This is a genomic window from Gordonia sp. SL306 (genome assembly GCF_026625785.1).
GTDB lineage: Bacteria > Actinomycetota > Actinomycetes > Mycobacteriales > Mycobacteriaceae > Gordonia.
Genome location: NZ_CP113063.1, coordinates 3450401 through 3477227, shown reverse-complemented (window position 1 = coordinate 3477227; position 26827 = coordinate 3450401). Strand labels below are relative to the sequence as shown.

The window sequence follows — 26827 nt, the reverse complement described above, 5'->3', positions numbered from 1 at the left end:
GTGCCCGAGACCCCTACACGCCCCCTTCCCCAGCTGACCCCGGCCAACGAGTTCTACTGGAAGTCCGGCGCCGACGATCAACTGCGCATCCAGGAGTGCACCGGTTGCCGGGAACTGCTCCATCCGCCGCAGCCGGTGTGCCGCTATTGCCATGGGACCGAGCTCGGCGAACGTGTGGTGTCCGGCCGCGGCATCGTCGCCGGCTTCACCGTCAATCAACGGTTCGCGCTGCCCGGACTCGCGCCGCCCTACGTTGTCGCGCAGGTCGCGTTGGCCGAGGACTCACGAATCCGGCTGACCACCAACATCATCGATTGCGATCCCGAGGACGTCTTTCTCGGGATGGCCGTCGAGGTCGACTTCTTGAACATCGAGGACGTCTGGCTCCCCCTCTTCCGACCCGTCGACGATCAACCGTCCGAACCCGCGGAGTTGCCCGACGACGAGATCGACCCCGCCGACTTCGCCCGGTATGTCCGCCCGATGGTGACGACCGAGAAGTTCGAGGACAAGGTCGCGCTCACCGGGGTCGGGATGTCTCAGATCGGCAGGCGTCTGATGAGACCGCCACTGTCTCTGACGATCGAGGCCTGCCAGGCGGCGGTCACCGATGCGGGCCTCACCATGGCCGACATCGACGGCATCGCCACCTATCCCGGTGGCGGCAACGTGGGCGGCTTCGGAGAAGGCGGCGTCACGCCGGTGGAGGCGGCCCTCGGGATCCGGCCGACCTGGCACAACGGCGGCATCGAGACCTTCGGTCCGGGAGGTTCGGTCATCGCGGCCATGCTGGCCGTCGCCGGCGGCCTCGCGCGACATGTGTTGTGTTACCGCACGGTGTGGGAATCCACCTACGGCGAGCTCCTGAAGAACGGCACGATCGTCCAACCTTCCGGGCGGACATCGAGTTGGATGGTGCCCTTCGGGGCGACCTCCGCCGCACACACCCTGGCGCAGAACGCGCAGCGCCACTTCCATCGGTACGGGACCACCAAAGAGACCCTCGGCTGGATCGCCCTCAACCAGCGCGCCAACGCCGGGCTCAATCCGACCGCGGTGTACCGCGATCCGATGACGATGGACGACTACCTCGGGGCCCGTCCGATCACCACTCCGTTCGGCCTCTACGACTGCGATGTGCCGTGCGACGGTGCCGTCGCGGTGATCGTGTCCGCCGTCGAGGCCGCGAACGACCTGGCACACCCCCCGATCCTCGTCGAGGCCGTCGGCACCCAGATCATCGACCGGATGGATTGGGACCAGAGCACTTTGACCCACGAGCCACAGGTACTCGGACAGGCCGCACATCTCTGGACCCGCACCTCGCTACGCCCGGAAGACGTCGACGTCGCCGAACTCTACGACGGATTCACGGTGAACTGCCTGTCCTGGATCGAGGGCCTCGGGTTCTGTGGGATCGGCGAATCCAAGGAATTCCTCGACGGCGGGAAGAACATCTCGCTCCAGGGTCAGATCCCGCTCAACACGCACGGCGGGCAGCTCTCCCACGGCCGCACGCACGGCATGGGATTACTCCACGAGGCCGTCGTGCAGTTGCGCGGGGACGGCGGTGATCGGCAGGTGGCCGATGCACGGGTCAGCGTTGTCAGCAGCGGTGGGCTCACCCCGAGCGGCGTGATGTTGCTCCGGAGTGTGGCGTGACCGCCGAACAATGGCTCGACGACTCCCCGGATATCGTCCGATCCTGCGTCGTCGACGTCGACGGCGTGCCGATGTCGGCGTTGCTCGCCGAGGCGCCTGACCCGCGGGCGGTGATCGTCGCGATCCACGGCGGTGCCACCAAGTCCGCGTACTTCGACTGCCCCGGGCATCCGGCCGCTTCCCTGCTGCGCGTCGCGAGCGCCGCGGGCTACACGGTCCTCGCTCTCGACCGACCCGGTCACGGAACCTCGAGACCGCATGCCGCCGAGATGGATGCCGCGCGACGGGTGGAGCTCACCTATGGTGCGATCACCGGACACCTGAAGGGCCTACCGACCGGTGCAGGCATCTTCGTCTGGGCGCACTCGGTCGGCTGCGAACTCGCCGTCCGCCTGGCCGCGGACGAGGCCCGCGGCGCCGAACTGTTGGGGCTCGAGGTGTCCGGGACCGGATTGGAGTATCAGGCGGCGGCACAGGAGATCCTCGGCGGTCACGAGCGCAACGCACCACCGGCCGGAGTGCGAAAGCTCTTGTGGGAACCCGCAGCTCTCTATCCGCCTGGGATGCCCGGGGGTTCCGCCCTCGCCTCACCCACTCCCCCGGGCGAGGGAGCGGTGATACGTTCCTGGCCGCGCCGGGACTTCCCGTCGTTGGCACCCGCGGTGGCGATACCGGTCCATTTCACCGCGGCCGCGCATGAGCGCATCTGGCGCAAGGACCCCGACGCCCTGCGTGACATCGCGGCGCTGTTCACCGGTTCTCCTCGGGTCGTCGTCGACGAGCTGGCGGGCGGCGGTCACAATCTGAGCCTCGGCCACGCGGCCCGCGCCTACCATCTCCACGTCCTCTCCTTCGTCGAGAGCTGTGTGGTGGGACGCATGCACCCGGATCTACCGTTCTCCTGACGTCGACCCCGGAAAGGGATGAGAGACATGCGAATCGGATTCATCGGATTGGGCAGCCAAGGTGGCCCGATGGCCCGCCGGATCATCGATGCCGGTGAAGAGGTGGCCCTTTGGGGGCGACGACCGGAGGCCCTGGTCCCGTACGCCGAGACCGGTGCGAAGATCGTCGGCAGCCCGGCCGAGGTCGGCGCCGCGAGCGACGTCGTCTGTCTCTGCGTGGTCGCCGATCAGGACGTCCTGGATGTCGCCACGGGCCCCGACGGTGTGCTGTCCGGGATGAGCGATGGCGGGATCATCGTGGTGCACAGTACGGTTCACCCCGACACATGTCAGCGACTCGCCGACACCGCCCGCGACGTCGGGGTGACCGTCGTCGACGCACCGGTCAGTGGCGGCGGGCGGGCCGCCGAGGCCGGCGATCTGCTGGTCATGGTGGGCGGCGCCGACGACGACGTGGCGCGGTGCCTGCCGATCTTCGAGATCTACGGGAATCCCGTGGTGCACCTCGGGGATCTGGGTAGCGGCCAGACCACCAAACTGCTGAACAACCTGCTCTTCACCGCCAACCTCGCCACCGCGGTCGACACGATCGGGCTCGGGGACTCCCTTGGCGTGGACACCGCACGCCTCGCCGAGGTCATCACCCACGGCACCGCCAACAGCTTCGCTCTCGGACGCGTCGCTTCTGCCGGGGGCACCCTCGACCGGATCGCGATGCACGCGGGTGGACTGCTCCGCAAGGATGTCGGGTTGCTCGAAGGCATTGCCGGGGAACGGCGGAGCCACGGCGAGGCGGTACTCGCCGCCGCCCACGCGGCCTTGCAGCGGATGGGATCGGAGTCATGACCGAAGTCGCGTGCGTCGGAGTCGGGCGGATGGGTCTGCCCATCGCCGATCGCCTCGTGCAGGCCGGACACACCGTCACCGCCTTCGGCCGCACAGCCGAGACACGTGAACGGCTACACACCAAAGGGGTTCGCGCTCACTCCGACATCGCCGACATCGCCACGCCGAGCACCGACATCGTACTCATCACCGTGCTCACCGATGAGCAGGTGCGCGAGGTGTGCCTTTCCGGCCCCCTCGGTTCTCGCCTGTCGCCCGGGTCCACGATCGTGATCCACACCACCGGCAGCCCCACCACGGCCGAGGAGATCGCGGAGCTGATGGCGCGCCGCGACATCCGGGTGATCGACGCCGCCGTCAGCGGTGGCCCGCACAATATCGCGGCCGGTGGGCTCACCCTGTTCGTCGGTGGCGACAGCGACACCGTCGATCACCTGCGACCGGTCCTCGGCGCGTACGCCGACCCGATCCTGCACGTCGGCGCGCTCGGCAACGGGCAGCGCGTCAAGCTCGTCAACAACGCCGTGTTCGCCGCGCAGATCGGGCTGGTCCGGGCCGGCGTCGACCTCGGCGCCCGACTCGGCATCGACGAGTCGACCCTCCTGTCGGCACTTCCCCACGGCAGCGCCGACAGCCGGGCTCTGGCCGGCATCGCGCGACGCGGGTCGGTCGACTCGTTCGCCGATGCCGTCGGCGAGTTCGTCGGCAAAGACCTCGAGATCGTCCGGTCGGTCACTGCCGAACTCGGTGGCGACCTCGGCCCGATCGAAGCCCTTCTGACCGAAACCGCGCGCTCGATCTGAGATGGCTGAGGTCACGGTGAGTTCGATCTTCTTCCGTTCCGACGACGAGGACGACGGCCCTGCGATCCGAGAGCTGCTGATGGACGCAACTCTGGCGGTGATGCAGTCCGACGGATATCCCGCCGTGACGCCCAAGAGGATCGCCGCCACCTCTGGTGTGGCACAGGCCGTGGTTGCGCACCACTTCCCGAGCATGGACGCACTGTTCCTGGCCGTTCTGCGGCGTGACGCCCATGCGGCCCTGGAGCGATGGCGTCGAGCGCTCACCGACGACGACCCGCTCGGCGCTCTGTGGCTGATCAACAGCGAGAGCCGGACGACCCAGCTCAACGCGGAGTTCATGGCCCTGGCCATCCACTGCGAGGCCGTGGCCGCCGAACTGAGGACCTACGCACGCCAAGCACGTGAGATCGAGACGGCCGCGTTCGACATGGTGCTGCGTGCCCGCGGCATCGACGTCCAGAAATATCCCCCGGTGGTCCTGGCGACGATTCTCAGCGGTATCGGTCGAACCGTCACCGGTGAGGCGGCGCTCGGCATCACCGCCGCACACGCGGAGACCATGGAGTTCATCGAGCGTTGCCTGCGACAGTTCGAGATCGCCTCGGCCTCGGACTGATAGGCCGAGGCGACTCGTAGGCTCCTACTTGAGCAGGCTGCCACCGTCGACCGGGAGTGCGACACCAGTGATGAAGCGGGATTCGTCGGACGCCAGGAACAGCACCGCGTTGCTGATGTCCTCGGGCTCGACCCAACCGATCGGCAGCACGTGCATCATCTGCGCGACGATCTTCATGTCCTCGGGTCCCGGGTTCTCCAGATCCGGCCGGAACAGTTTCATCGTGCCCTCGTTCATGAACATCGGGGTGTTGACATTCGTGGGGAGGACCGAGTTGACCCGGATCGACTCGGCGCCCAGTTCGACGGCAAAGCTCTTCATCAGGCCGATCACGCCGTGCTTGGCCGCGATGTAGTGGCCGGTGTTCGGGTACGCCTTGGCACCACCGACCGAGCTGGTCAGCACGACAGACCCGCCGCTTCCTGACGCGAGCAGGTGTGGCACAGACGCTTTCACGGTCTTCCAGACGCCGGCCAGGTTCACGTCGATCATGTCCTGCCAGTCCGACTCACTGGTCTTGTCCAGCGTCTCACCGCCGTTGCCGATTCCGGCATTGGCCACCACCACGTCGAGCCGGCCCAGCTGTTCGACTCCGTTGTCGACCGCGGCCTTCAGCGCCTCGTAGTCACGGACATCGACCTCGGCCGCGACGATACGACGATTCTGGCCTTTGACCAGTTCCACCGTCTCGGCGAGATCTGCCGAGGTGGCGGCGGCGATCGCGGAATCGGCGGTGACCGGTCCGCAGACGTCGACCGCGATGATATCCGCGCCTTCGGATGCCAACCGGACCGCATGACTGCGTCCCTGCCCTCGCGCTGCCCCACTGATGAAGGCAACCTTGCCCTCTAGGCGTCCACCCATGTCTCCCAACCTTTCGTCATCAATTACCTTCGGTCTGTTCAGGTTCCGTCGCGCCGGACGACTCCTCGCGGCAGGATCAACGGGAGATCGTTGTAGGTGACGATCCCCGGGGGTGCGGCGACGACAGCGGGTATCGCGTTCAACGGCGGGGTCGCCGTCATGATGTGCCCGAGCACCATGAACTCCTCCATCGTGGTCGCCTCGAAATCCGGCGGTGGCAAGAATCCGACCGTCATCGTCACCGTCGGCCGACCGGCCACCTCGATGACCCAGCCGTCCTGCTCGATCTTCCAATCGGGTTGCAGCGTCTGACCTTTTCGCCACCGCACGTTTATCTCCACCACCGTCTGGTCACCGACGATGCCCTTCCAACTCGCATGAACCCCGGCGACACATCCGGCCGGAATGGTCCAGGAACCGAGGTCGAGATCCTCGGTGGTCTGCGCATATTCGGCGTCGCAGCGCACATCGTCGAGCTCGATCCCGAGTGCATCGGCGACCATGCGCACGGCCTCACCGAACACTCCGGTGCCCTGCGCGGTCATGGTCGGCAATTCCGGGTCGTCGATGGGCCGGCCGAAACCGACCGGTTTCTCCGTCTCCGGGGAGTCGTAGAACGTGGTGTCGGCGGCCTCGTTGACCGTGATGCGGTCGACCCGATCGCAGATCCCGGCCGCGACGATGGACAACTGGTTCACGTAACCCGGACTGATACCCGACCCGAACATGCTCGATCCGCCGCGCAGGCACGCCTCGGCGATGCGCTCGCGCCCCTCGCCCTGATTGTGCCCGGTGACGAACGACGCGGTGGCCACCACATTGATGCCGGACTCCAGGATCCGGACCAGCTCGTCGACATTGATCCACATCGGGTTGTAGACCACGACATCGGGTTTGAGCCGCAGGAGTTCCGCGACGTCGTCGGTCGCCTCGACACCCAGGGGCCCGACGCCGGCGAGTTCACCGACATCCCTGCCGACCTTGTCTCGCGACCAGGCGTAACACCCGACGAGCTCGTAGGTGGGATTCGCCGCGATGGCCGCGACCGAACTACGGCCCACGTTGCCGGTGGTCCACTGCACCACCCGGTGGACGGGCTTGTCTGACATGCGATCTGCTCCTTCGTGTCCGCCGGATCAGATCTTGGTGTAGACGGTCTTGGTCTGCAGGTAGGCCTCGATACCCTCGCGACCGAACTCGTGTCCCCACCCGGACTGCTTGTAGCCGCCGAACGGCATCGCGTGGTCATAGACCATCTGGCAGTTGAGTGTGACCGTGCCCGCCTCCAGTCGTTTGGCGAGTCCGTGCGCGCGACTCACATCGTTCGTCCACGCGGTGGCCGCGAGTCCGTAACTCGAGTTGTTGGCCATCGCGATCACCTCGTCGTCGTCGTCGAACGGCAGGATCGCGACAACCGGCCCGAAGATCTCACGCTGAAACAGACGCATCTCGGGATCCACGTCGGTGACCACCGTGGGATGCACGAAGTACCCTCGGCGGTCCAGGCGGTGTCCACCGGTGACCACCTCGACCCCGTCCTTGCGCCCCTCGTCGATGAAGCCCATCACGCGCTTGAGTTGCTTCTCGCTGATCAACGGACCGATGTGGACGTTCTCTTCCTTGGGACCGCCGAGCTGCAGACCGTTCGCCACGCCCGCAATGCCTTCCACGACCTGCTCGTACACCCCGCGCTGCACAAAGATCCGCGACCCGCAGATACAGCCCTGACCGGAATGGATGAAGATTCCCATCGACGCCATCAGGATTGCCTGATCGAGATCCGCATCGTCGTAGATCAGGACCGGGGACTTGCCGCCGAGTTCGAGCGTGACCCGCTTGAGGTTTCCTGCCGCGGCGGCCACGATCTGTTTGCCGACCTCCGTGGAACCGGTGAACGCGATCTTGTCGACATCCGGGTGTTCGGTGAGCGCCTTGCCTGCCGTGTGGCCGTATCCCTGCACGAGATTGACGACTCCCTCGGGGACGCCTGCCTCATCGAGGAGCTTGTGCAGCAGCATCGCCGACAAGGGGGTCTCCTCGGCGGGCTTGACCACGCAACTGCAGCCGGCCGCAAGGGCGGGAGCCAGTTTGGTGGCCCAGTTGAAGACGGGTCCGTTCCACGGGAAGATCAGCCCGACAACACCATACGGTTCCCGCAGGGTGTAACCGTGCGCGTTGGAGAACAATTGCGCGACCCCGCCGGTCATCTGGATGTCGTGGGCGATGCCGTTGATCTTGGTACACCACCCGGCGTAGTACCGGAACATCTCGGCGGCAGTACCCATGATCGCCTGCGCCTGGTCGACCGGCATCCCGGTGTTGAACGAGTCGAGTTCGGCGAGGTCCGCGGCGCGGTCATCGATCAGATCCGCGACGCGCCACAGGATCTTCGCGCGCTCGCTGGGGGCCTTTCCCACCCAGACACCGGATGTAAAGGCCTCTCGTGCCCTGGCGACGGCCTCGTCGACGGCCTTGGCACCGCCGTCGGTGAACTCGGCGATCTGCTCCTCGGTCACCGGATCGATGACCGGGATGACGTCACCGTAACCGGCGCGTTTGCCCAGCTCGTCCACTATTGTCTGTACAACCATCCTCGATACCTCACTTGACTCGGGGTGACCCCGCGGCTACACCACGAGGGAATCGTGATCGGACCAATACTGTTCGCGCAGTCTGCGTTTGTAGAGCTTCCCGTTGGGATCCCTGGGGAGGGATGCGACGAAATCCATTGCACGCGGGCACTTGTAGCCCGCGATGCGCGATCGGACGTATTCCAGGAGTTCCGCGGCGAGTTCCTCGCTCGAGGTCGCACCGTCGACCGGTTGCACGACCGCCAGCACAGACTCGCCCATCTCGTCATCGGGTACCCCGATGACCGCGACGTCGGCCACCGACGGATGCGTGGCGAGTACGTTCTCCGCCTCCTGCGGATAGATGTTCACCCCGCCGGAGATGATCATGTGCGCGGCCCGATCGGTCAGGTAGAGATAGCCGTCCTCGTCGAGCCGTCCGATGTCACCGAGCGTGCGCCACCCCTTGTCGTTGGCCGCCGCTGCCGTCTTGCCCGGATCGTTGTGGTATTCGAACGGCCTGCCACCCTCGAAGTAGACCTCGCCGATCTCACCGGGCGGCAGCTCGGACCCGTCGGGGCCGACGATGTGACACGTCTCCATCGGTCGTCCCACCGATCCCCGATGGGACAGCCACTCCTGCGCCGTGATGAAGGTGGTGCCCACATCTTCGGTGCCCGAGTAGTACTCGCTGATGATCGGGCCCCACCACTCGATCATCTGCTCTTTCACTCCGACGGGGCACGGTGCGGCGGAATGGATCACGCTTCGCAGACTCGACAGATCATGGCGTTCCCGCTCCGCGGTGGGGAGTCGGAGGAACCGGGTGAACATGGTCGGCACGAACTGCCCGGTGGTGACCCGATACCTGTCGATGAGCTCAAGGGCCTGGGCCGCATCGAAGCGCTCCATCACCACCACCGTCGCACCCAGCCGTTGCCACGACATCGAGAAGATCAGGGGTGCACCGTGGTACAGCGGGGCCGGGCACAGATACACCGCGTCGTCGGTGTCTCCGGTCATCGCCAGACCTGCTGCGATCTGCACGGTCGGCGCGGTGGGATCCCCCAGCGGGGTCAGCGGCAACGGCTTGCGGACGCCTTTCGGACGGCCGGTGGTTCCCGACGAGTAGAGCATCTCGCGTCCCTCGCACTCACCGTCGAGCGGGCCCGGTGGCGAATCGCGCAGCAGTTGCTCGTAGGACTCGAAGCCGTCGACCTCGCCGTTCGCAGCGATCCGCACCGGGATCCGGCTCAGGTCGAGGTCACCGATCACATCGGCCAGCTGCTCGCTCGTCACCAGGGCCACCGCCCCACTGTCGTCCAGGATGTACTGGACCTCCGCGGCGCTCAGATGCCGGTTGATGGCGGTGAAGTACAGGCCGCTGCGTTGTGCGGCCCACGTGACCTCCAGATAGGAACGGTTGTTCTCCATGAGGATCGCGACGACGGCACCCGTCTCGACTCCCCGCTGCCGCAGTACGCCGGCGAGCTGCCTCGATCGCACCTCGAGATCTCGGAACGTGACGGTCTCGCCATCGGCTCCCATCACGATCGCCGGCTTGGTGGGCGTCCGCAGGGCGTGCCGGGCGAGGGTCATCGGCGCGGCGTTCACGATCGGCACCCCCTCCGGAGAAGAACAGAGTTCTGTCACAGCAAGAATGGCATTCCGCGAGGCGATCGACAAGCGTTTCGAGAAAGAATCCTGAGCGAGTGCTCAGCAGGGTGCCGCGACGAGCCGAAGACAGGCCGAGACGATCCGCGAGATGTCGCGCCCAGTCGGCGAATCCTTGCGCCACAGGTAGTCCGACAGCGCCCCGACTGTGGCGTTGGAGATCAGTCGCGCATCGAAAACGGGGTCCCCGCTGCCGAGTTCGCCCAGTGGCTCGTGCAGCAGTTCGGCAAGACGCGCATTGACGGACGGAGGTGACGACATGACCTCCTGGTTCACGCTCCCGACGTTCCACAGCACCGCACGAGTCGTCTGCGCCGAATCGACCTGAGCCTGAGACAGCACACCTTCCACCCACCGAACGACCTGTCCACGAGCAGTCTCCTCTTTACCCATCTGATGGGCCAGATAGCTGCAGAGCCGATCGGTGCCGTCCTCGAGGATCGCGGCGATCAGGTCGTCCTTCGAGCGGAAATGGCGATAGAAGGCGTCATTCGACAGTCCGGCCGCGGCCACGATGTCGGCAACGCGAGGCGCAGACGTGTGACCCGACCCGGCCATCACGTCTCGGCCGGCATCGATGAGCCGACGGATCTCGTCGGCATAGCCCGACTCGCGCTTCGCAACGGACCGTGCGGCGATCCGCCGAGCCACTCCCGATCCGTCCGACATGCGCGTTCCCCGATCCGCCGACTGTTCTGACAATTCAGAATTGCATTCTGTGTTGCGAGAACTATATTCTCATTGCAGAGAGGGGACAACATGGCATGGGATTTCGAGACCGATCCGGAGTATCAGGAGCAACTGGACTGGGCCGACGAGTTCGTCCGGAACGAGGTGGAGCCACTCGACCTCATCTGGCCGCACGAGCAGTTCATCCCATTGGACGGCGCTCGCCGAAAGGCGATCGACCCGCTGAAAGAACAAGTGCGCCAGAGAGGCCTGTGGGCCACGCACCTGGGCCCAGAGCTCGGCGGTCAGGGACACGGTCAGCTCAAACTGGCGCTGCTCAACGAGATCCTCGGTCGGTCGTCGTGGGCGCCGGTGGTCTTCGGTTGCCAGGCTCCCGACACCGGTAACGCCGAGATCATCGCGCACTTCGGCACCGCCGCGCAGAAGGAGCGTTACCTCCGGCCCCTGCTCGACGGCGAGATCTTCTCGTCCTACTCGATGACCGAACCCCAGGCAGGCGCGGACCCGGCCAGGTTCGAGACGCGGGCGACACGCGACGGCGACGGGTGGGTCATCAACGGCTGGAAGTACTTCTCGTCCAACGCGGCCACGTCGTCGTTCCTGATCGTGATGGCCGTGACCGATCCCGACGTGAGTGTGTACAAGGGCATGTCGATGTTCCTGGTCCCGTCGGACACGCCCGGCATCGAGATCGTCCGGAACGTCGGGTTGTACGGCGAACCGATGAACGGAGGATCGCACGCGCTGATCCACTACGACAACGTCCGGGTTCCCGACGACGACCTGCTCGGTGGCGCCGGGCAGGCGTTCGCGATCGCCCAGACCCGCCTCGGCGGTGGCCGAGTCCACCACGCGATGCGCACCATCGGGTTGGCGCAGAAGGCACTGGACATGATGTGCGAGCGAGCGCTGAGCCGCGTCACCGCCGGCAGCGCGCTGTCGGACAAGCAATTCGTCCAGGGCTACATCGCCGATTCGTACGCGCAGCTCAAGCAGTTCCGGTTGTTGGTGCTGTACACGGCGTGGGAGATCGACAAGTACCAGGATTACAAGAGAGTGCGCAAGGACATCGCCGCGGTGAAGGTCGTGATGCCCACCGTGCTGCACGACATCGCCTGGCGTGCCATGCAGGTACACGGCGCACTCGGGGTCACCAACGAGATGCCGTTCTTCATGATGATCCACGGTGCCGGGGTGATGGGCCTCGCGGACGGCCCAACCGAGGTGCACAAGACCACCGTCGCCCGGCAGGTGCTCCGGGATCACTCACCGACCGACGACGTCTGGCCGAGCGAGTGGATCCCCAAGAAGCAAGCGGCTGCACGCGAGAAGTATGCGGAGTTCCTCGAACACGAAGTGGGTAACCGATGATTGACACCGAACGACTCGCAGACTGGATGGACGGCACCGGCCTCCCCGGGAAGGGTGAACCGATCGAGGCCCGATTCCTTTCCGGCGGAACGCAGAACGAGATCTACGAGATCACCCGTGGCGCAGAGCGTTGCGTGATCCGCATCCCACCGGCGGCAGCGCCACCGGATCGGGACAAGGGCATCCTGCGCGAATGGCGCATCATCGAGGCACTCGACGAAACCGACGTCCCACACACCACCGCGATCGCGGCATGTGAGGACACCTCCGTCCTCGGCAGAGCGTTCTATCTCATGGGATTCGTGGACGGTTGGTCACCCATGGAGCACAAACGCTGGACCGAGCCCTTCACGTCGGATCTCACCCTGCGACCGCAACTCGGGTATCAGCTCGCCGAGGGCATCGCGCTTCTCTCCAAGGTGGATTGGCGTGCGCGCGGCCTCGACGGTCTGGGCAGGCCGGACGGATTCCATGAGCGCCAGGTCAGCCGCTGGACGGGCTTCTTCGAGCGCATCAAGGGCCGCGAACTCGACGGTATGGATGTCGCGACCCGGTGGCTGGAGGACAACCGTCCGATCGACTTCATCCCCGGTCTGATGCACGGCGACTATCAGTTCGCGAACGTCATGTTCCGCGACGGCGCACCCGCGCGCCTCGCCGCCATCGTCGACTGGGAGATGGGGACCGTCGGCGATCCCAAGCTCGATCTCGCGTGGATGGTGCAGGGCTGGCCGGAGGACACCTCCTCCGAGAAGGCCTCCGAGTCCAGCTATGTCGACCTCCGCGGGATGCCCTCACGAGATCAGATGGTCCAGCACTATGCCGAGGTCTCCGGCCGCCAGGTCGACGATCTCGACTATTACCTCGTGCTCGCCAAATGGAAGCTGGCGATCGTTCTCGAACAAGGCTTCCAACGTGCCGGGGACGATCACAAGCTCCAGGCGTTCGGCGCGATCGTGCCCGAGCTGATGCGGTCGGCAGCCGACCTCGCGGAATCCACGGACTACCGGTCATGACCACGGCGACCGAGGAACTCCTACAGGAGCGACACGGCGAGGTCGTCGTGTTGACTCTCAACCGCCCCGACGCACGGAACGCCCTCACGGGCAGCCTGATCCGCTCCATCGGAGATGCCTTGCTCACAGCGGAGAGCGATAGCGACACTCGGGCGATCGTGCTGACCGCCAGTGGCGACCGCGCGTTCTGCGCCGGCATGGACCTGCGCACCTTTGCCGAGGGTGGCGACGTCGGCAGCGGGTCGGATCCCGCCACCGAGGCGTACTACCGACTCACCCGGGGAGAGACACCGATTCCGGTCATCGCTGCGGTGAACGGTGCCGCCATCGGCGGCGGTCTCGAACTACTCCTCGGCTGCGACCTCATCATCGCCTGTCGTGAGGCACGATTCGGACTGCCCGAGGCCAGACGCGGCCTGTTTCCCGGCGGCGGCGGGACCGGCATCGGCACCCGAATCCCGCTCGGTGCCGCGCTGGAGATGACCATGACCGGGGAGTTCGTCAGTGCACAGCGAGGTTACGACCTCGGGCTGGTGAACGCGGTGGTCGACGCCACCGACCTCACCGCGACCGCCCTCGACTACGCGCGGCGCGTGGGTGCGTGCGCGCCGTTGAGCCTGGCCGCGTGCAAGGAGTTGGTCCGGCTGGCGGTGACGGACCCGACCAAGGTCGCCGAACGACTGCCGCATTGGCAGTCCGTGGTCTTCACCAGCGAGGACGCGATCGAAGGGGCGACCGCGTTCATGGCGAAGCGGGACCCACTGTGGAAAGGCCGTTGAGGTGACGATCGGTGCGGCCGTGTGCGCGAGTCATGGTCCGCCGGAAAGCGTTTCTGTCCAGCAGATCCCGGTTCCCGCATTGTCGGCAGGTCAGGTGCGGGTCCGGGTCGATTTCGCCGCAGTGAACTTCCCCGACGTGCTGGTCGTCGCGAACGAGTATCAGGTGAAGGTCCCGACCCCGTTCATACCGGGCAGTGAGTTCGCCGGCATCGTCTCCGAAGTCGGCGGCCAGGATGTCGGGTTCGCGATCGGCGACCGGGTGATGGGGACAGGTCTGTTCGGCGCGTTCGCTGCTGAGGTAGTGACCGAGACGCGTTCGCTCAGTCATGTCCCGGATGGCGTCGACACGCGTCTGGCGGCCGCGGCCGGCGTCGCATACCGCACCGCATACCACTCGCTACGCTCGGTCGCCCGGGTCGAGCCGGGCGATTCGATCGTCGTACTCGGCGCCGGCGGTGGTGTCGGCCTCGCGGCCGTCGGTCTGGGAGCAGCTCTCGGAGCCGACGTGATCGCAGTCGCGTCATCACCGGAAAAGCTCGACGCCGCACAGCGATACGGAGCGACAGGGCTGATCAATCATCGAGAGGCCGACCTGCGCGCATCCCTGAAGGATCTGCTCCCCCGAGGCGCGGCGGCGGTGATCGATCCGGTCGGCGGGTCCCTGTCGGAGCCCTCGCTGCGTTCGTTACGCCGGGGAGGCCGATTCGTGACGATCGGCTTCGCCTCGGGTGAGATTCCGCGAATCCCGCTCAATCTGGTCCTGGTCAAGGGAATTCAGATACTCGGGTTCCAGTTCGGCGACATCGCACCCGACGAGTTCGCCCGGAACGAGGAGGAACTGCGCGGACTTCTCGCCTCCGGCCAGGTCGTCCCCCACGTGGGTGCAGAGTTCCCCCTCGATGAGGCCGCACAGGCACTGCGCACCGTCGCAGACGGCCGGGCGATCGGGAAGGTCCTCATTCGCGTCTGCGGCGATTGACCACGATCCCTGCACACAACCCAATCAGCTCAGGAGTACACCGTGTCTGATTCTGCTGTCATCACCGGTGCGGCAGGCGGCCTCGGCGCCGCCACCGCGCGCCGACTGTCCACGGCGGGATACCGCTGCGTCCTCGTCGACCGGAACCCCCTCGTCGAAGAGGTGGCAGCCGGGATCGGCGGTCAGGCGGTGCTGGGTGATCTCACCGAACCCGAGACCTCAGACCGTGCCGTCGAGGCGGCCGGGGGCCACCTCGACCTGCTGGTCCTCAACGCCGGCATGAACTCGGTCGACAAGGATCCGGCTGACGTCGACCTCGACCGGTATCGCGCGGTCGTCGGTGTCAACCAGCATGCGGTCATGTGGGGATTGCGCGCCGCATTACCCGTCATGCGGCAACGTGGGCGTGGGTCGATCGTCGTCACGGCGTCGCTCGCAGCGCTCCACGGGGTGGAGCAGGACCCGATCTACACGATGACCAAACATGCGGTCATCGGGCTCGTGCGAGCACTTTCAGGAAAGCTGGCGCGTGAGGGAATCAGTCTCGCCGCGGTGTGCCCGGGATTGGTGGACACTCCCCTCATTTCGGCTGCCCGCAACCAGTTCCAGGCCGCAGGCATACCCATGCTGACTGCGGACGAGGTCGCTGCCGCCATCGAGAACCTACTCCTGAAACCAAGCCCGGGAGCCGAAGTCGTGGTACTGCCGGGGAGGTCGCCGACGCCGTACGTCGCCGCACCGATCCCCTGAGCGGCGCGGCGACGTCCCCCGACCGTGTGACCGACGCCGGGGGTGTCAGCTTGCCGGGACCAGGCCGAGCGGTGGGGTCAACGCGTGGTCGGCCGCCATCCGGAACGATTCGACCGGAGTCAGCGAATCCGGATCGACGTGAGCCGCCGAGAAAGCCTGACGTTTGAATGCCTGTGCCGCACAACTGAGCCTGTGCGATGTGGTCAGACAACGCTCGTCCAGTTCCAGCGGCAACCCCTCACCCCACAGCCGGATGTCGGCGAGTCCCCGATCGATCACCGACGTGGCCCCGGCCCGGATCCGCTCGTCCGCCGCGAAGACCTTTGCCGAGATCGCCAGTGCCTGTGGCCACGGGCCTGCGCCGGGCTGATCGAAAGCCTTTCGGTTCACCAGAGAGTCGTGGAGATCGAAGAGTGGTGCGCCGAGGATCGCCAGCGGTCGGGTGTCCCCTTCCTCGATCACATGGACAGAGACATCCCAACCTGCCATCGACTGGTCGAACAGCCAGCCACCCGCGTGTTCGATCGCCTCCAACGGGTCGGTGGCGATCACTGCGAGCCGGTAGCGCAAGGGACGACGCCTCGCGACAGTTCGCGCTCGAGAGATCTCGTGTACTCCCGGAATACGGGCACCAGTGGAATTGACGGATCGAGCAACCATGATGTTTCCATTCCATTGATAAAGGCGATGACTTCCACGGCCTTTGCGGCCACGTCCAGGTCCGAACGGAAGCGCCCCTCACGCTGACCGCGCCGAATTCCTTCGGCCACGGTCTCGACCGCCGCGTGATAGCGGAACAACAGCCGGTCGTGGAGCGGCGTGTCCGGTTCGAGGTTCTCCGCCTGTAACACGGTGAACATCCGAACCTGCTCCGGTGACCGTTCGAATCGAAGTGCGACGTTCTCGAGTTGCTCGAGGATGTCGCCCGTGCGATCCGCGTGCTCGTCGTCGTCGGCGTCGCGAAGCTCCAACACCGCATGGAGCAGCTGCGCCTTCGACTCGAAATGATGCAGGAGACCTGCAGGCGTGACGCCCGCCTCCGCCGCGATCTGGGCCAGCGTCGTATTGCGCCATCCGTTTCGGCCCAGCAACCGCTGTGCCACTTCCAGGATGCGCCGCTTGCGCTCCTCACCTTTGGCGAGGAGCGCGTCATACGGACGTGTACCAGACGCCTGACTCACAATTTCGTTCCTGACTCACCAGCGAACAAGTTCGGGGGGCTGCCCGAATCCAACCTAGTGAACACATAGTAGGTAGGTTCCGATGATGTGACAAGCGTCTCATCTGACATCAATCGCTGTCACGGTCACAGCAAGCGATCGGGCGGCACCAGCGCGCCCGATCGCAAATCTGAGAATTGAACTCTCCTACGCCGATAGTATCGTTCGCACCAGGACGGCGCGAGAAGATCGACGGCATCCGGCGACCACAGCCGATAACCCTGCACGTCAGGGCTCTATCACGAGGAGATCATGCGTTTCATCTATCACTACCCCGAGACCAGCGGGCCCGACGGCGATCTGTTCGCTGCCGGCGGGATCAAGGAGGTGGCCGTCCACGCGGAACGCGCGGGGTTCGACGCATTCTCACTCAGTGAGCATCCGGCTCCCGGCGCCCGGTGGTTGGCCACCGGTGGCCATCAGACCCTCGATCCGTTCGTCACGCTCGGATACGTGGCCGCCGCAACCGAACGACTGAGACTGCTGACCTACCTGGCGGTGGCGCCGTATCGGAACCCGCTCTTGCTCGCGAAATCGGCGGCCACCCTCGACACACTTTCCGGCGGCCGGCTGATCCTCGGCCTCGGAGCGGGCTACCAGAAGAGCGAGTTCCATGCTCTCGGCGTCGACATCGCGGAGCGCAACGCATTGCTCGACGAGGCCCTCGACGTCCTCCCACTGCATTGGAGTGGCGAGTCGTTCACCTTCCAGGGCAAGCATTTCAGCGCGCGCGACGTGATGTGCCGTCCCCGGCCTGTGCAGTCCCCGATCCCGATCTGGATCGGCGGGAATTCGCGGCTCAGTCGTCGCCGGGTGGCGCGGGTAGGTCAGGGATGGATGCCGATGACCGGTGGCGCACAGTTGAGTTCGACTGCCCGGACCCCGATGCTCGATCCGGGTTCGGAACTCGGCGACATCATCGCCGAACTGCGTGGCGCCGCCGACCTCGCGGGCCGGACCGAGCCGATCGACGTCCTCTACTCCTATCAGGCAGAGGGGATCGCCGACCCCGCCGCCGATGCCGATCGACACCGGGAAGCATTCGCGCAGCTCGAGAAGGTCGGTGTCACCTGGATCCTGGTGTCGAGCGGGACCGCCGACTTCTCCGCGACCGCCGACTTCCTGGATGCCTTCGGCGCCACGTACCTGGCGCCCGGACAGCGCTGATCTCGTGAGCTGGTTCGACGATCGGAGCGGCCTCGACGGCACGGTGGCCGTGATCACCGGCGGCGCAGGAGGACTCGGCGAGGGCATTGCGCTCGATCTCGCCGTCAACGGCGTTCGACCTGCGGTGATCGACATCGATGGCGCAGCGGTGGATGCGTTGCGCCGAGTTCTCACCGAACGGGGCCACGACGCGATCGTGCACTGCGGGGATGCACGCGACCCGCAGGCACTGGAGGAACTGTTCGGTACGGCGGCCGAACGTTGGGGCCGAGTGGACATCCTGGTGAACATCGTGGGTGGCACCTTTCGTGCCGACTTCGTCGACAGCACCTCCAAGGGCTGGGATGCTCTCCTGCGCACCAATTTCCACCATGTCCTGCATGCGTGCTCATTGGCGGTGCCGCGTATGCAGGCATCCGGGCGAGGCGGCAGCATCATCAACATCACCACCATCGAGGCACATCGTGCCGCACCGGGATTCGCGGTCTATGCGGCGGCCAAGGCTGCCGTCGAGCAGTTCTCCCGGACGCTGGCGGTCGAGGTCGCGCCCGATCGGATTCGGGTCAACAACGTCGCACCCGACTTCGTGCCGACCCCGAATCTCGCGAAGTTCGGGCACGGCGAGACCCCGCCGATGGCCACCGCGGCAGGCGCTCGCATCGCGATCCCGATGGGGCGCGTCGGCGAGGTGTCGGACGTCTCGAACGCCGTGGTGTTTCTTGCCTCGGGGCTGTCGAGCTACATCACCGGCACCACCCTGCACCCCGACGGCGGCACACTCGCCTCATCGGGATGGTTCAACTGGCCCGAGAACGGCTGGGCCAACTATGCGCCGGCGTCCGTTCTGGACCGGCTGAACACCGCAGCGACGGATGGGTCCGGAGTGTAGGCGCAGTGCGGCGAGCACCGGTTCGATCAGCGAATCGGTTATCCGCAGCCTGCCCGGGCAACCAACTCACGAACTCGATGCTTTTGCACCTTGCCCGACGGAGTGCGCGGAAAGTCCTCGACCTCGTGAATCTCCTCCGGCCACTTCTGGCGTGCCACGCCGGATCGTCCGAAGTGCCCTCGTAGGTCTTCCAATGTGGGCATCGGATGACCGCTGCGCAGCCGCACCACCGCCGCGACGCGCTCGCCGAGACGCGGGTCCGGGGCAGACACCACCACCGCGTCCGCGACAGCGGGCAAGGTCAGCAGAACTTCTTCCACCGCGGCGGCACTCACATTCTCTCCACCGCGAATTATCATGTCGGACTTGCGATCGACGATGGACAGGTAGCCATCGGCGTCGATCACGCCGATATCTCCGGTGTGGTACCAGCCTTCGTCGTCGAAAGCTCCGGCCGTCAGGGCTTCGTCGGTATAGCCGAGGCACAGGTCCGGACCGCGACTCAACACCTCGCCGTCGTCCCCCAGTCGGATCTCGACCCCTGTTCGTGGAGTTCCGTCCGTGCACAGCCGCTTGTCTTCCGGCGCGGAAGCGCTCGTGCCGGTCACCGACGGATGTTCGGTGCTGCCGTACGCCCGCGTCACGGTGATCCCCAGACCGGTGAGACGCCGGGTCACGGCAGCGGGAATCGTGGATCCCCCGAGTCCGATGTGGTTGACATACTTCAGGTGATCTCTGCGGAAATCCGGGTGATCGAGCAGACTGGTGACGAAGTACGTCGGTCCGCCCCCGAAGCCGACACCGTCGGAGTCCATCAGACCGATCACCACTTTCGGATCCCATTCGTCGCACAGGTCGACCGGGGTGCCTTCGAGGATCGGTACCAGGAACGCTGTCAGCATGCCCATGAAGTGACCGACCGGAAGCGCGTTGAGCTGGCGACCGCGGTCCGGCTGGTAGTTGGCGATCTGCTGGCGAGTCTCGAATCCGAGGGTCTGATGCGTGTGAACCACACCTTTCGGGTCGCTGGTCGTGCCTGAGGTGTAGGCGATCAGTGCCGCATGACCGGGGTCAACGTCGAGGACGCCAGCCAACGGTTCGTCCTCGAGCAGTCCGTCGAAACTGCTGCCGACGACACCGACGATGGGCACGTCGGCACTCACCGCCGGATCGTAGGTCATACGTCCGTGCCGCTCCGCGGTGACAAAAACCCGCGGCCGCGCATCTGCGAGGATGAATGCCACCTCCTTCGGTCCGTAGAAGTGCACTATGGGGACCACGATGGCACCCAGAATCGATGAGGCCCAGAAGGTTGCGGCCGCTTCCATCCAGTTCGGCAACTGAAAGGCGATCACGTCGCCGGGCCCGACACCCCGCGCCCGGAGCCCCGCCGCCAGGCGACGGGCCACCATCTCCACATCGGCGAGAGTTCCCGCGTAGGGCCGCACCTTCGAGTGGACGTGGAACCCGAGGTCGGCATGCTCGTGCAATCCGCGGCTGAGTATCGTCCCCAGCGACTCATCGCTCCACCACCCCATCGCCAGGTAGTGGCTCCTCAGATCGTCGGGAATCGATCGCATCGGAACCGCGGTGCTCACCGGCTGCTCACAGCCCCAGTGATTTCGCGACGATCGTCCGCATGACCTCGCTCGTCCCCGCATAGATCCGCGCCACGCGCGCATCCGCGTAGAGGCGGGCGATCGGGTACTCCATCATGTACCCGTAGCCACCGAACAACTGCAGACATCGATCCACGGCCCGGGCCTGCATCTCGGTGCAGAACAGCTTCACCCGCGCAGCATCGGCCCCCGACAGTTCACCGTCCACCAGGGCCAGCACTGCCTGGTCGAGCATCGCCTGCGCCGCTTCCACCTCCGTCGAGACCGATGCCAGCTCGAACTTGGTGTTCTGGAAACCGGCGACCGGTTTGCCGAATGCCTTGCGCTCCGAGACGTATTCGATGGTCGCCGTGAGGGCCGCCCGCGCCTGGGCGACCGAACCGGCCGCCACGGTCATCCGCTCCTGGGACAGATTGTGGCCCAGATATCCGAAGGCCGCGCCCACCTCGCCGAGGACGTTGGACACCGGTACCCGGACGTCGGTGAACGACAACTCCACGGTGTCCTGGACCTTGCAACCCATCTTGTCGAGCACCCGGCCACGCTCGAAACCCTCCATCCCGTCCTCGACGACGAGCAGACTCAGTCCGGCACGACGGTTCTCGGGATCGGTCGACGTCCGTGCGACCACGATGACCAGGTCCGCCAACAGGCCGCCGGTGATGAAGGTCTTGGCGCCGTTGAGGACGAAGTGTTCGCCATCGCGTACCGCACTGGTGCTCACGCCCGCGAGGTCCGACCCGGTCCCCGGCTCTGTCATCGCGATGGCCGTGAGCAACTGGCCGCTCGCCAGACCGGGGAACCACCGGTCACGCTGCTCGGCATTCGCATAGCGTAGGAAGTACGGCAGGATCACGTCGAGTTGGGTGCGCACGGTCGACAGGGTGACCAGCGCCCGGGAGGCCTCTTCCTGCAGGATCACGTTGTAGCGGAAGTCCTCCTGGCCTGCCCCGCCGTACGCCTCCGGAATGGCCATGCCCAGCACGCCGAGTTCGCCGAGCCGGGCGAAGACGTCGCGGGGCATCTGGCCGGCCTTTTCCCACTTCGGGTACTCGCCGACGACCTCTTTTGTCACGAAGTCCCGGACGAGGGCGCGGAACGCCTCGTGATCCTGGTGGTAGATCCCACGTCGCATGTCGGATTCCTCTCAGGCCGTCAGCTCGACCAGGGTGGCGTTGGCGGTGCCGCCGCCCTCGCACATGGTCTGGAGTCCGTATCGAATGTTGTTGTCGCGCATATGGTGCAGCATCCGGGTCATCAAGATCGCGCCCGATCCGCCGAGCGGGTGTCCGAGAGCGATCGCCCCGCCGACCGGGTTCAGCCGGTCGGCGGGCGCACCGGTCTCGGCGAGCCACGCCAACGGCACCGGCGCGAAGGCCTCGTTGACCTCGAATGTGCCGACGTCAGCCAGCGACACACCGGCTTTCGCGAGGACCTTCTCGGTGGCGGGGATGGGGCCGGTCAGCATCAGCACCGGGTCCGAGCCGGCCACGGCCCCACCTCGGTAGTGCGCGAGCGGAGTGAGGCCGAGGTCGCGCGCACGCTCGGGTGTGGTGATCAGCAGGGCGGCGGCACCGTCGGAGATCTGGGACGAGTTGCCCGCGTGGATCACACCGTCGTCTCGGAACGCAGGCCGGAGACCGGCGAGCTTCTCGACGGTGGACCCGCGCCGAACCCCTTCGTCGACCGACACCGTTCCGGCACCCGTCTCGACCGGGACGATCTGCTCGACGAATGCACCTCGATCGATCGCCGCGGCCGCCAGTTCGTGTGACCGGACCGCGTACTCGTCGAGGACCGCGCGGGACAGACCCCACTTCTCGGCGATCAGCTCGGCCGAGATCCCCTGGTTGAAGGTGAAGTCGTCGTAACGGGCCAAGACCTTGGGACCGTACGGCATCCCGGTGGAGCGCGCCGAGCCGAGCGGGACCCGGCTCATCACCTCGACTCCGCCCGCGACGACGACGTCCTGCTGGCCCGACATCACGGCCTGGGCGGCGAAGTCCAGCGCCTGCTGGCTGGAACCACACGCGCGGTTGATGGTGGTACCCGGGATCGACTCGGGCCATCCGGCCGCCAGCACCGCGTACCGCCCGATGTTGCTGGACTGGTCGCCCACCTGCGAGACACAGCCCCAGACGACGTCGTCGACGATCGACGGGTCGATGCCCGTACGACGGGACAACTCCTGCAGCACCACCGCGGAGAGGTCAGCGGCGTGCATCTCCGACAATCCGCCGTTGCGTTTGCCGACCGCGCTACGCACGGCTTCGACGATGACGACTTCACGCATGTCCACTCTCTCCGTTCTCGTTTCCCGGCGCACTCCCCGGCGGGGGTACTGCCCACCGTCCGGTGAACGCCGGCTGCTTCTTCTTGGCGAACGCGGCGTACGCGGTGGCCGCGTCCGAGGTCCCGAAATTGATCACCTGCGCGCGTGACTCACGAGCCAGTGCTTCGTGCAGCGATCCGTCGGCCCCTTCGTTCAGCAGGGATTTGATCTGCGCGAGCGCCACCGGCGGGCCTGCCGCCAGTTGCCGCGCGATCTTCTCGACGAAGCCGTCGATCTCGTCGGCATCGACCACCCAGGTCACCAACCCCAGAGTGTGCGCCTGCGCCGCATCGACCATCTCCGCCAGCAGCGCAAGACGTTTCGCCTGTTGCAGCCCGACGAGGCGCGGGAGGTGCCACGATCCGCCGAGGTCCATGGACAGGCCACGGCGGGCAAAGATCTGCGAGAAGCGCGCGTCGGGGGTGGCGGCCACCAGGTCACAGCCGAGGGCCAGATTCCACCCGGCACCGACCGCGACACCGTCCACCTTGGCGATCGTCGGGATCGGCAGGTCGTGCACCGCCATCGCGACATCGGCCAGGATGCGCATCTTGTCCACGGGGTGGCGCGGATCGGGTCTCGAGATGTCGGCGCCCGAACAGAACGAGCCACCGGCACCGGTCAGGACCAGGGCCCGGGGACCCTCCGCACGGGCGGTGTCCTCCAGCACATCTCGGAGTGCGCACCACGCCGTCCAGTCGAGGGCATTCTTACGACCGGGCCGGTTCAGCGTCACGGTGCGGACACCCGAGGCGTCGTCGGCGACCACCACCCCCGAATCCGCGGTGTCGGTGATCATCGGTCGAACGCCGGACCGACCGCCCCCTGGGCGCGCAGCTCGGCGATGTCGTCGGCGCCGAGTCCGAGGCCGCCCAGCACGCTGTCGGTGTGCTCCCCCAGTCCGGGGATCGGACCCATGACGGGATCGAAACCGGCGATCACCGGCGGTGGCAGGATCGCCGGGATCGGCCCGTTCGGGGTGTCGACCTCCCGCCACCGGTCACGCTCGGCGAGATGCGGGTGCGCGATCACATCGCTCGGCAGATTGAAGCGCGCATTGCCGATACCCGCCGCGTCGGCGGCCTTCTGGATGTCGAGGAGATCGTGCTTCGAGCACCAGTCGCCGATGGCCGCGTCGAGGATGTCACGATGTTCGACCCGGCCGGCATTCCTGGTGAATCGGGGGTCGGCCGCAAGATCGTTGCGCTGCAGGATCTCTGTCGCGAGTCGTTGCCATTCACGATCATTCGTGGTTCCGAGTACGACCTTCTGCGCATCGGCCGTGGGGTAAGCACCATACGGGGCGACCGCAGGCGAACCCATACCGCGCGGCTGCTGGTCGATCCCGGTGTGCCGGGTGTAGTTGAGCGCGTAGCCCATCAGTTCGGCCATCGTGTCGAACAGGCTCACCGCCACGGCACCCCCGCGTTGCCGCCGCTGCGCATCGCGTCCCTGTCCTACCATCAACGACAGGATGGAGATGGCCGAATAGAGCCCGGAGCAGACGTCGGCCATCGGCGGCCCCGGCTTGGCAGGCGCGTCAGGGTATCCGGTGATCGCGCACGCACCCGACTCTGCCTGGGCGAGCAGGTCGTAGGCGCGCTTGTGCGACAGCGGACCGCCGGGTCCGTACCCGTCGATCTCCACCACGATCAGCTCGGGATGACGGTCCGCGAGATCATCGGGACCGATGCCCATCTTCGTCGTGGACCCGGGTGCCAGGTTGGACACCAGGACGTCGGCGTCGTCGAGCAGCCGGTGCAGCACGGCCATGCCGCCTGCCGACTTGAGGTCGATGGTGACGGACTCCTTGCCGCGGTTCACCCAGACGAAGTGGGCGGCCATGCCGTTCACGACGTCGTCGTAATGGCGCGCGAAATCCCCACCGTTGGGGTTCTCGACCTTGATCACCCGGGCGCCCAGATCGGCGAGGGTCCGCGTGCACATCGGCGCGGACACCGCCTGCTCGAGCGCGACGACGGTGATACCGGCGAGCGGCCCGTCCGACGGCGTTCCGGCGGTGTCGACTCGCTCGACCGACGTCGACATCACATCACCATGCCACCGTCGACCGGCAGCACCTGCCCGGTTATGAACGACGCCGCATCAGACGCGAGGAAGACGAATGCGCCGGCGACCTCGGATGGTTCGGCCCAGCGCCGCAACGGAATCCGGTTGAGCATGGTCGGCGCGAAACGCTCGTCGGTGCGGATGGTCTCGGTCATCGGCGTCGCGGCCAGCGGCGCCAGGGCGTTGACCAGGATCTGCTTGCGCGCCAGCTCGCGCGCGAGCGATTTGGTGAGCCCGATGATCCCGGCTTTCGCAGCCGAGTAGTTCACCTGCCCGAGTGTTCCGGTGATCCCCGCCGACGACGTCACGTTGATGATGCGGCCGGAGCCGTCGGTCGCCAGGTGGGGCAACGCCGCCTGTGAACAGTTGAACGCGCCCATCAGATGGATGTCGAGCATCCGCCGGATGCTGTCCCCGGTGGTGTCGGCGAACATGGCCGGTGCCGTCACCCCGGCATTGTTGACCACGATGTGGACGTGCCCGTCCCCCAAGGCGGCCGCGCGACTCATCACGCCGTCGGCAGCGTCGCGGTCGCTGACGTCGAGTGCCATGCTGACGGCCTTGCCGCCCGAGAGCGAGATCTTCTCGGCGACCTCGGCCGCGGCCGATTCGTTCACATCGGTCACCATGACCGCCGCACCCGCGGTGGCCAGCGCCGCGGCCACCGCCGAACCGATGCCACCGGCGGCGCCGGTGACGACGGCTGCGCGGCCGGTCAGGTCGAACATCGTGTTGTGGCCCATCAGTAACTCCTCGGCATGCCCAATGTGTGCGATCCCAGATAGTTGAGGATCATTTCCTGACTGATCGGAGCGATCCGCATGACACGCGCCTCGCGGAAGTAGCGTGCCACGTTGTACTCCTCCGAGTACCCCATGCCGCCATGGGTTTGAAGCGCACGGTCGGCGGCGGTGAAACCTGCTTCCGCACAGAGGTATTTGGCGGTGTTGGCCTCGCGGCCACATGGTTTCCCGTTGTCGTAGAGCCAGGTGGCCTTGCGTAACACCAGTTCCGCCGCATCCAGGTGCGCGAGGGAGTCGGCCAGCGGGAACTGGATGCCCTGGTTCATGCCGATCGGACGGTCGAACACCTCGCGTTGCTTCGCGTACGTCACGGCGCGGTCGAGGGCGACACGGCCGATACCGAGCGCCTCCGCCGCGATCAGCATGCGTTCCGGGTTGAGACCGTCGAGGAGGTACTTGAAGCCCTTGCCCTCTTCCCCGACCCGATCCTCCTCCGGCACGTACAGGTCGTCGATGAACACCTCGTTGGAGGTGACCGCATTGCGGCCCATCTTCTTGATGGGCCGGATGTCGACGTGTGCCCGATCCAGATCGGTGAGGAACAGCGTCATCCCGTCGGTCTTCTTCGCGACCTCGTCATAGGGCGTCGTGCGGGTGAGCAGGAGGATCTTCTCGGCCTCCATCGCCTTCGAGATCCACACCTTGCGTCCGTTGATCACGTAGCCGTCGCCCTTGCGCCGCGCTGACGTGGTGATGCGCGATGTGTCGAGGCCCGCACCGGGTTCGGTCACGCCGAAACACACGTGCAGGTCGCCGTCCACCACGCGCGGCAACGTCCGCTGTTTGAGTTCTTCGGATCCGTGGACCACAACCGGTTGCATACCGAAGATCGAGAGATGGATGGCGGTCGCCGCGTTCATCGCGCCGCCCGACCGCGAGACCTGCTCGAGGAGGATGGAGGCCTCGGTGATCCCCAGGCCGTGCCCGCCGTACTCCTCCGGGATGGTCATGCCGAGCCAGCCGCCATCGGCGATGGCCTGATAGAACTCGGTCGGGAACTCGTGCGCGAGATCCTTCTCCATCCAGTAGTGGTCGTCGAAGCGACCCGCCAACTCGGCGACCGACTTCCGGATCAGCTCTTGATCCTCTGTCAGATCGAAACTCATCCCTGCAGACATGAACCGAACCTTCCTGTGTGCTTGTGCCGGACATGCGCGCGCACCGGCCCTCCCGGATGTCGGGCCGGTGCGCGCGGCTGC

At 66.2% G+C, this 26827-nt stretch carries 26 protein-coding genes; 12 read left to right on the top strand and 14 right to left on the bottom strand.

Annotation, left to right across the window (positions count from 1 at the left end):
• Genes OVA31_RS15900 through OVA31_RS15880 form a run of 5 tightly spaced genes read left to right on the top strand, consistent with a single transcriptional unit; the run spans window position 1 to window position 4835 of the window.
• Window positions 1-1662 (top strand): thiolase C-terminal domain-containing protein, encoded by a 1662-nt coding sequence (locus OVA31_RS15900; protein WP_267627578.1) that lies wholly within the window; start codon window positions 1-3, stop codon window positions 1660-1662.
• The gene (locus OVA31_RS15895) at window positions 1659-2567 is read left to right on the top strand and encodes an alpha/beta hydrolase (protein ID WP_324290115.1); all 909 of its coding nucleotides are present in this window, start codon (window positions 1659-1661) and stop codon (window positions 2565-2567) included. Before OVA31_RS15900 ends, OVA31_RS15895 begins: the two co-directional genes overlap by 4 nt.
• 27 nt (window positions 2568-2594) lie before the next feature.
• A complete protein-coding gene (locus OVA31_RS15890) occupies window positions 2595-3413 on the top strand; it encodes an NAD(P)-dependent oxidoreductase (RefSeq protein WP_267627577.1) in 819 nt (272 codons plus the stop codon).
• Window positions 3410-4216, top strand: a complete 807-nt coding sequence (locus tag OVA31_RS15885) for an NAD(P)-dependent oxidoreductase (RefSeq protein WP_267627576.1) — start codon at window positions 3410-3412, stop codon at window positions 4214-4216. Before OVA31_RS15890 ends, OVA31_RS15885 begins: the two co-directional genes overlap by 4 nt.
• A gap of 1 nt (window position 4217) precedes the next feature.
• On the top strand, window positions 4218-4835 hold the full coding sequence (locus OVA31_RS15880) for a TetR/AcrR family transcriptional regulator (RefSeq protein ID WP_267627575.1): 618 nt from the start codon (window positions 4218-4220) through the stop codon (window positions 4833-4835).
• Between the two features lie 24 nt (window positions 4836-4859).
• Here OVA31_RS15880 and OVA31_RS15875 read toward each other — a convergent pair whose 3' ends face one another.
• From OVA31_RS15875 to OVA31_RS15855, 5 genes are all read right to left on the bottom strand, one after another.
• On the bottom strand, window positions 4860-5699 hold the full coding sequence (locus OVA31_RS15875) for a mycofactocin-coupled SDR family oxidoreductase (RefSeq protein WP_267627574.1): 840 nt from the start codon (window positions 5697-5699) through the stop codon (window positions 4860-4862).
• Window positions 5700-5737: 38 nt separating this feature from the next.
• Complete coding sequence (locus tag OVA31_RS15870; protein WP_267627573.1) at window positions 5738-6808, bottom strand: dihydrodipicolinate reductase; 1071 nt, start codon at window positions 6806-6808, stop codon at window positions 5738-5740.
• A 27-nt stretch (window positions 6809-6835) separates the two neighbouring features.
• Window positions 6836-8290: an aldehyde dehydrogenase family protein gene (locus tag OVA31_RS15865; RefSeq protein WP_267627572.1), complete on the bottom strand. Its 1455-nt coding sequence runs from the start codon at window positions 8288-8290 to the stop codon at window positions 6836-6838.
• A gap of 36 nt (window positions 8291-8326) precedes the next feature.
• Complete coding sequence (locus OVA31_RS15860; protein WP_267631558.1) at window positions 8327-9868, bottom strand: acyl-CoA synthetase; 1542 nt, start codon at window positions 9866-9868, stop codon at window positions 8327-8329.
• A 117-nt stretch (window positions 9869-9985) separates the two neighbouring features.
• Window positions 9986-10612 carry a TetR/AcrR family transcriptional regulator gene (locus tag OVA31_RS15855; protein WP_267627571.1) on the bottom strand — a complete coding sequence of 209 codons (627 nt, stop codon included), beginning with the start codon at window positions 10610-10612 and terminating at the stop codon, window positions 9986-9988.
• Between the two features lie 90 nt (window positions 10613-10702).
• Between OVA31_RS15855 and OVA31_RS15850 the strand changes: the two genes are divergently transcribed.
• Genes OVA31_RS15850 through OVA31_RS15830 form a run of 5 tightly spaced genes read left to right on the top strand, consistent with a single transcriptional unit; the run spans window position 10703 to window position 15528 of the window.
• Entirely contained in the window at window positions 10703-12004 is a 1302-nt protein-coding gene (locus OVA31_RS15850) for an acyl-CoA dehydrogenase family protein (protein WP_267627570.1), read from the top strand.
• Window positions 12001-13020, top strand: coding sequence for a phosphotransferase family protein (locus OVA31_RS15845; RefSeq protein WP_267627569.1), 1020 nt, complete (start codon window positions 12001-12003; stop codon window positions 13018-13020). The genes OVA31_RS15850 and OVA31_RS15845 overlap by 4 nt, the downstream gene beginning before the upstream one ends.
• Window positions 13017-13799 (top strand): enoyl-CoA hydratase/isomerase family protein, encoded by a 783-nt coding sequence (locus OVA31_RS15840; RefSeq protein WP_267627568.1) that lies wholly within the window; start codon window positions 13017-13019, stop codon window positions 13797-13799. Before OVA31_RS15845 ends, OVA31_RS15840 begins: the two co-directional genes overlap by 4 nt.
• 7 nt (window positions 13800-13806) lie before the next feature.
• Window positions 13807-14778, top strand: a complete 972-nt coding sequence (locus OVA31_RS15835; protein WP_267631557.1) for an NADPH:quinone oxidoreductase family protein — start codon at window positions 13807-13809, stop codon at window positions 14776-14778.
• 42 nt (window positions 14779-14820) lie between these two features.
• Window positions 14821-15528, top strand: a complete 708-nt coding sequence (locus tag OVA31_RS15830; protein ID WP_267627567.1) for an SDR family oxidoreductase — start codon at window positions 14821-14823, stop codon at window positions 15526-15528.
• Window positions 15529-15573: 45 nt separating this feature from the next.
• Here the strand turns inward: OVA31_RS15830 and OVA31_RS15825 are convergent, their stop codons facing one another.
• Both OVA31_RS15825 and OVA31_RS15820 read right to left on the bottom strand, forming a co-directional pair.
• Window positions 15574-16080, bottom strand: a complete 507-nt coding sequence (locus OVA31_RS15825; protein WP_267627566.1) for a hypothetical protein — start codon at window positions 16078-16080, stop codon at window positions 15574-15576.
• Window positions 16077-16709, bottom strand: a complete 633-nt coding sequence (locus tag OVA31_RS15820; RefSeq protein ID WP_267627565.1) for a TetR/AcrR family transcriptional regulator — start codon at window positions 16707-16709, stop codon at window positions 16077-16079. The genes OVA31_RS15825 and OVA31_RS15820 overlap by 4 nt, the downstream gene beginning before the upstream one ends.
• Window positions 16710-17000: 291 nt before the next feature.
• On the opposite strand from OVA31_RS15820, the gene OVA31_RS15815 reads away from it, so the two are divergent.
• Both OVA31_RS15815 and OVA31_RS15810 read left to right on the top strand, forming a co-directional pair.
• Window positions 17001-17915: an LLM class F420-dependent oxidoreductase gene (locus OVA31_RS15815; RefSeq protein WP_267627564.1), complete on the top strand. Its 915-nt coding sequence runs from the start codon at window positions 17001-17003 to the stop codon at window positions 17913-17915.
• Window positions 17875-18804, top strand: coding sequence for an SDR family NAD(P)-dependent oxidoreductase (locus tag OVA31_RS15810; protein WP_267627563.1), 930 nt, complete (start codon window positions 17875-17877; stop codon window positions 18802-18804). The genes OVA31_RS15815 and OVA31_RS15810 overlap by 41 nt, the downstream gene beginning before the upstream one ends.
• Before the next feature lie 38 nt (window positions 18805-18842).
• Here OVA31_RS15810 and OVA31_RS15805 read toward each other — a convergent pair whose 3' ends face one another.
• The 7 genes from OVA31_RS15805 to OVA31_RS15775 are packed head-to-tail and all read right to left on the bottom strand — an operon-like array spanning window position 18843 to window position 26746.
• Window positions 18843-20384, bottom strand: a complete 1542-nt coding sequence (locus OVA31_RS15805) for an AMP-binding protein (protein ID WP_267631556.1) — start codon at window positions 20382-20384, stop codon at window positions 18843-18845.
• 25 nt (window positions 20385-20409) lie between these two features.
• Window positions 20410-21558, bottom strand: coding sequence for an acyl-CoA dehydrogenase family protein (locus OVA31_RS15800; protein WP_267627562.1), 1149 nt, complete (start codon window positions 21556-21558; stop codon window positions 20410-20412).
• 12 nt (window positions 21559-21570) lie between these two features.
• Window positions 21571-22716: a thiolase family protein gene (locus tag OVA31_RS15795; protein WP_267627561.1), complete on the bottom strand. Its 1146-nt coding sequence runs from the start codon at window positions 22714-22716 to the stop codon at window positions 21571-21573.
• The gene (locus tag OVA31_RS15790) at window positions 22709-23554 is read right to left on the bottom strand and encodes an enoyl-CoA hydratase/isomerase family protein (protein ID WP_267627560.1); all 846 of its coding nucleotides are present in this window, start codon (window positions 23552-23554) and stop codon (window positions 22709-22711) included. The genes OVA31_RS15795 and OVA31_RS15790 overlap by 8 nt, the downstream gene beginning before the upstream one ends.
• Window positions 23551-24804 carry a CaiB/BaiF CoA transferase family protein gene (locus OVA31_RS15785; protein ID WP_267627559.1) on the bottom strand — a complete coding sequence of 418 codons (1254 nt, stop codon included), beginning with the start codon at window positions 24802-24804 and terminating at the stop codon, window positions 23551-23553. Before OVA31_RS15785 ends, OVA31_RS15790 begins: the two co-directional genes overlap by 4 nt.
• Window positions 24804-25568, bottom strand: a complete 765-nt coding sequence (locus tag OVA31_RS15780) for an SDR family NAD(P)-dependent oxidoreductase (RefSeq protein WP_267627558.1) — start codon at window positions 25566-25568, stop codon at window positions 24804-24806. Before OVA31_RS15780 ends, OVA31_RS15785 begins: the two co-directional genes overlap by 1 nt.
• Window positions 25568-26746, bottom strand: coding sequence for an acyl-CoA dehydrogenase family protein (locus OVA31_RS15775; RefSeq protein ID WP_267627557.1), 1179 nt, complete (start codon window positions 26744-26746; stop codon window positions 25568-25570). The genes OVA31_RS15780 and OVA31_RS15775 overlap by 1 nt, the downstream gene beginning before the upstream one ends.
• Window positions 26747-26827: the final 81 nt, after the last annotated feature.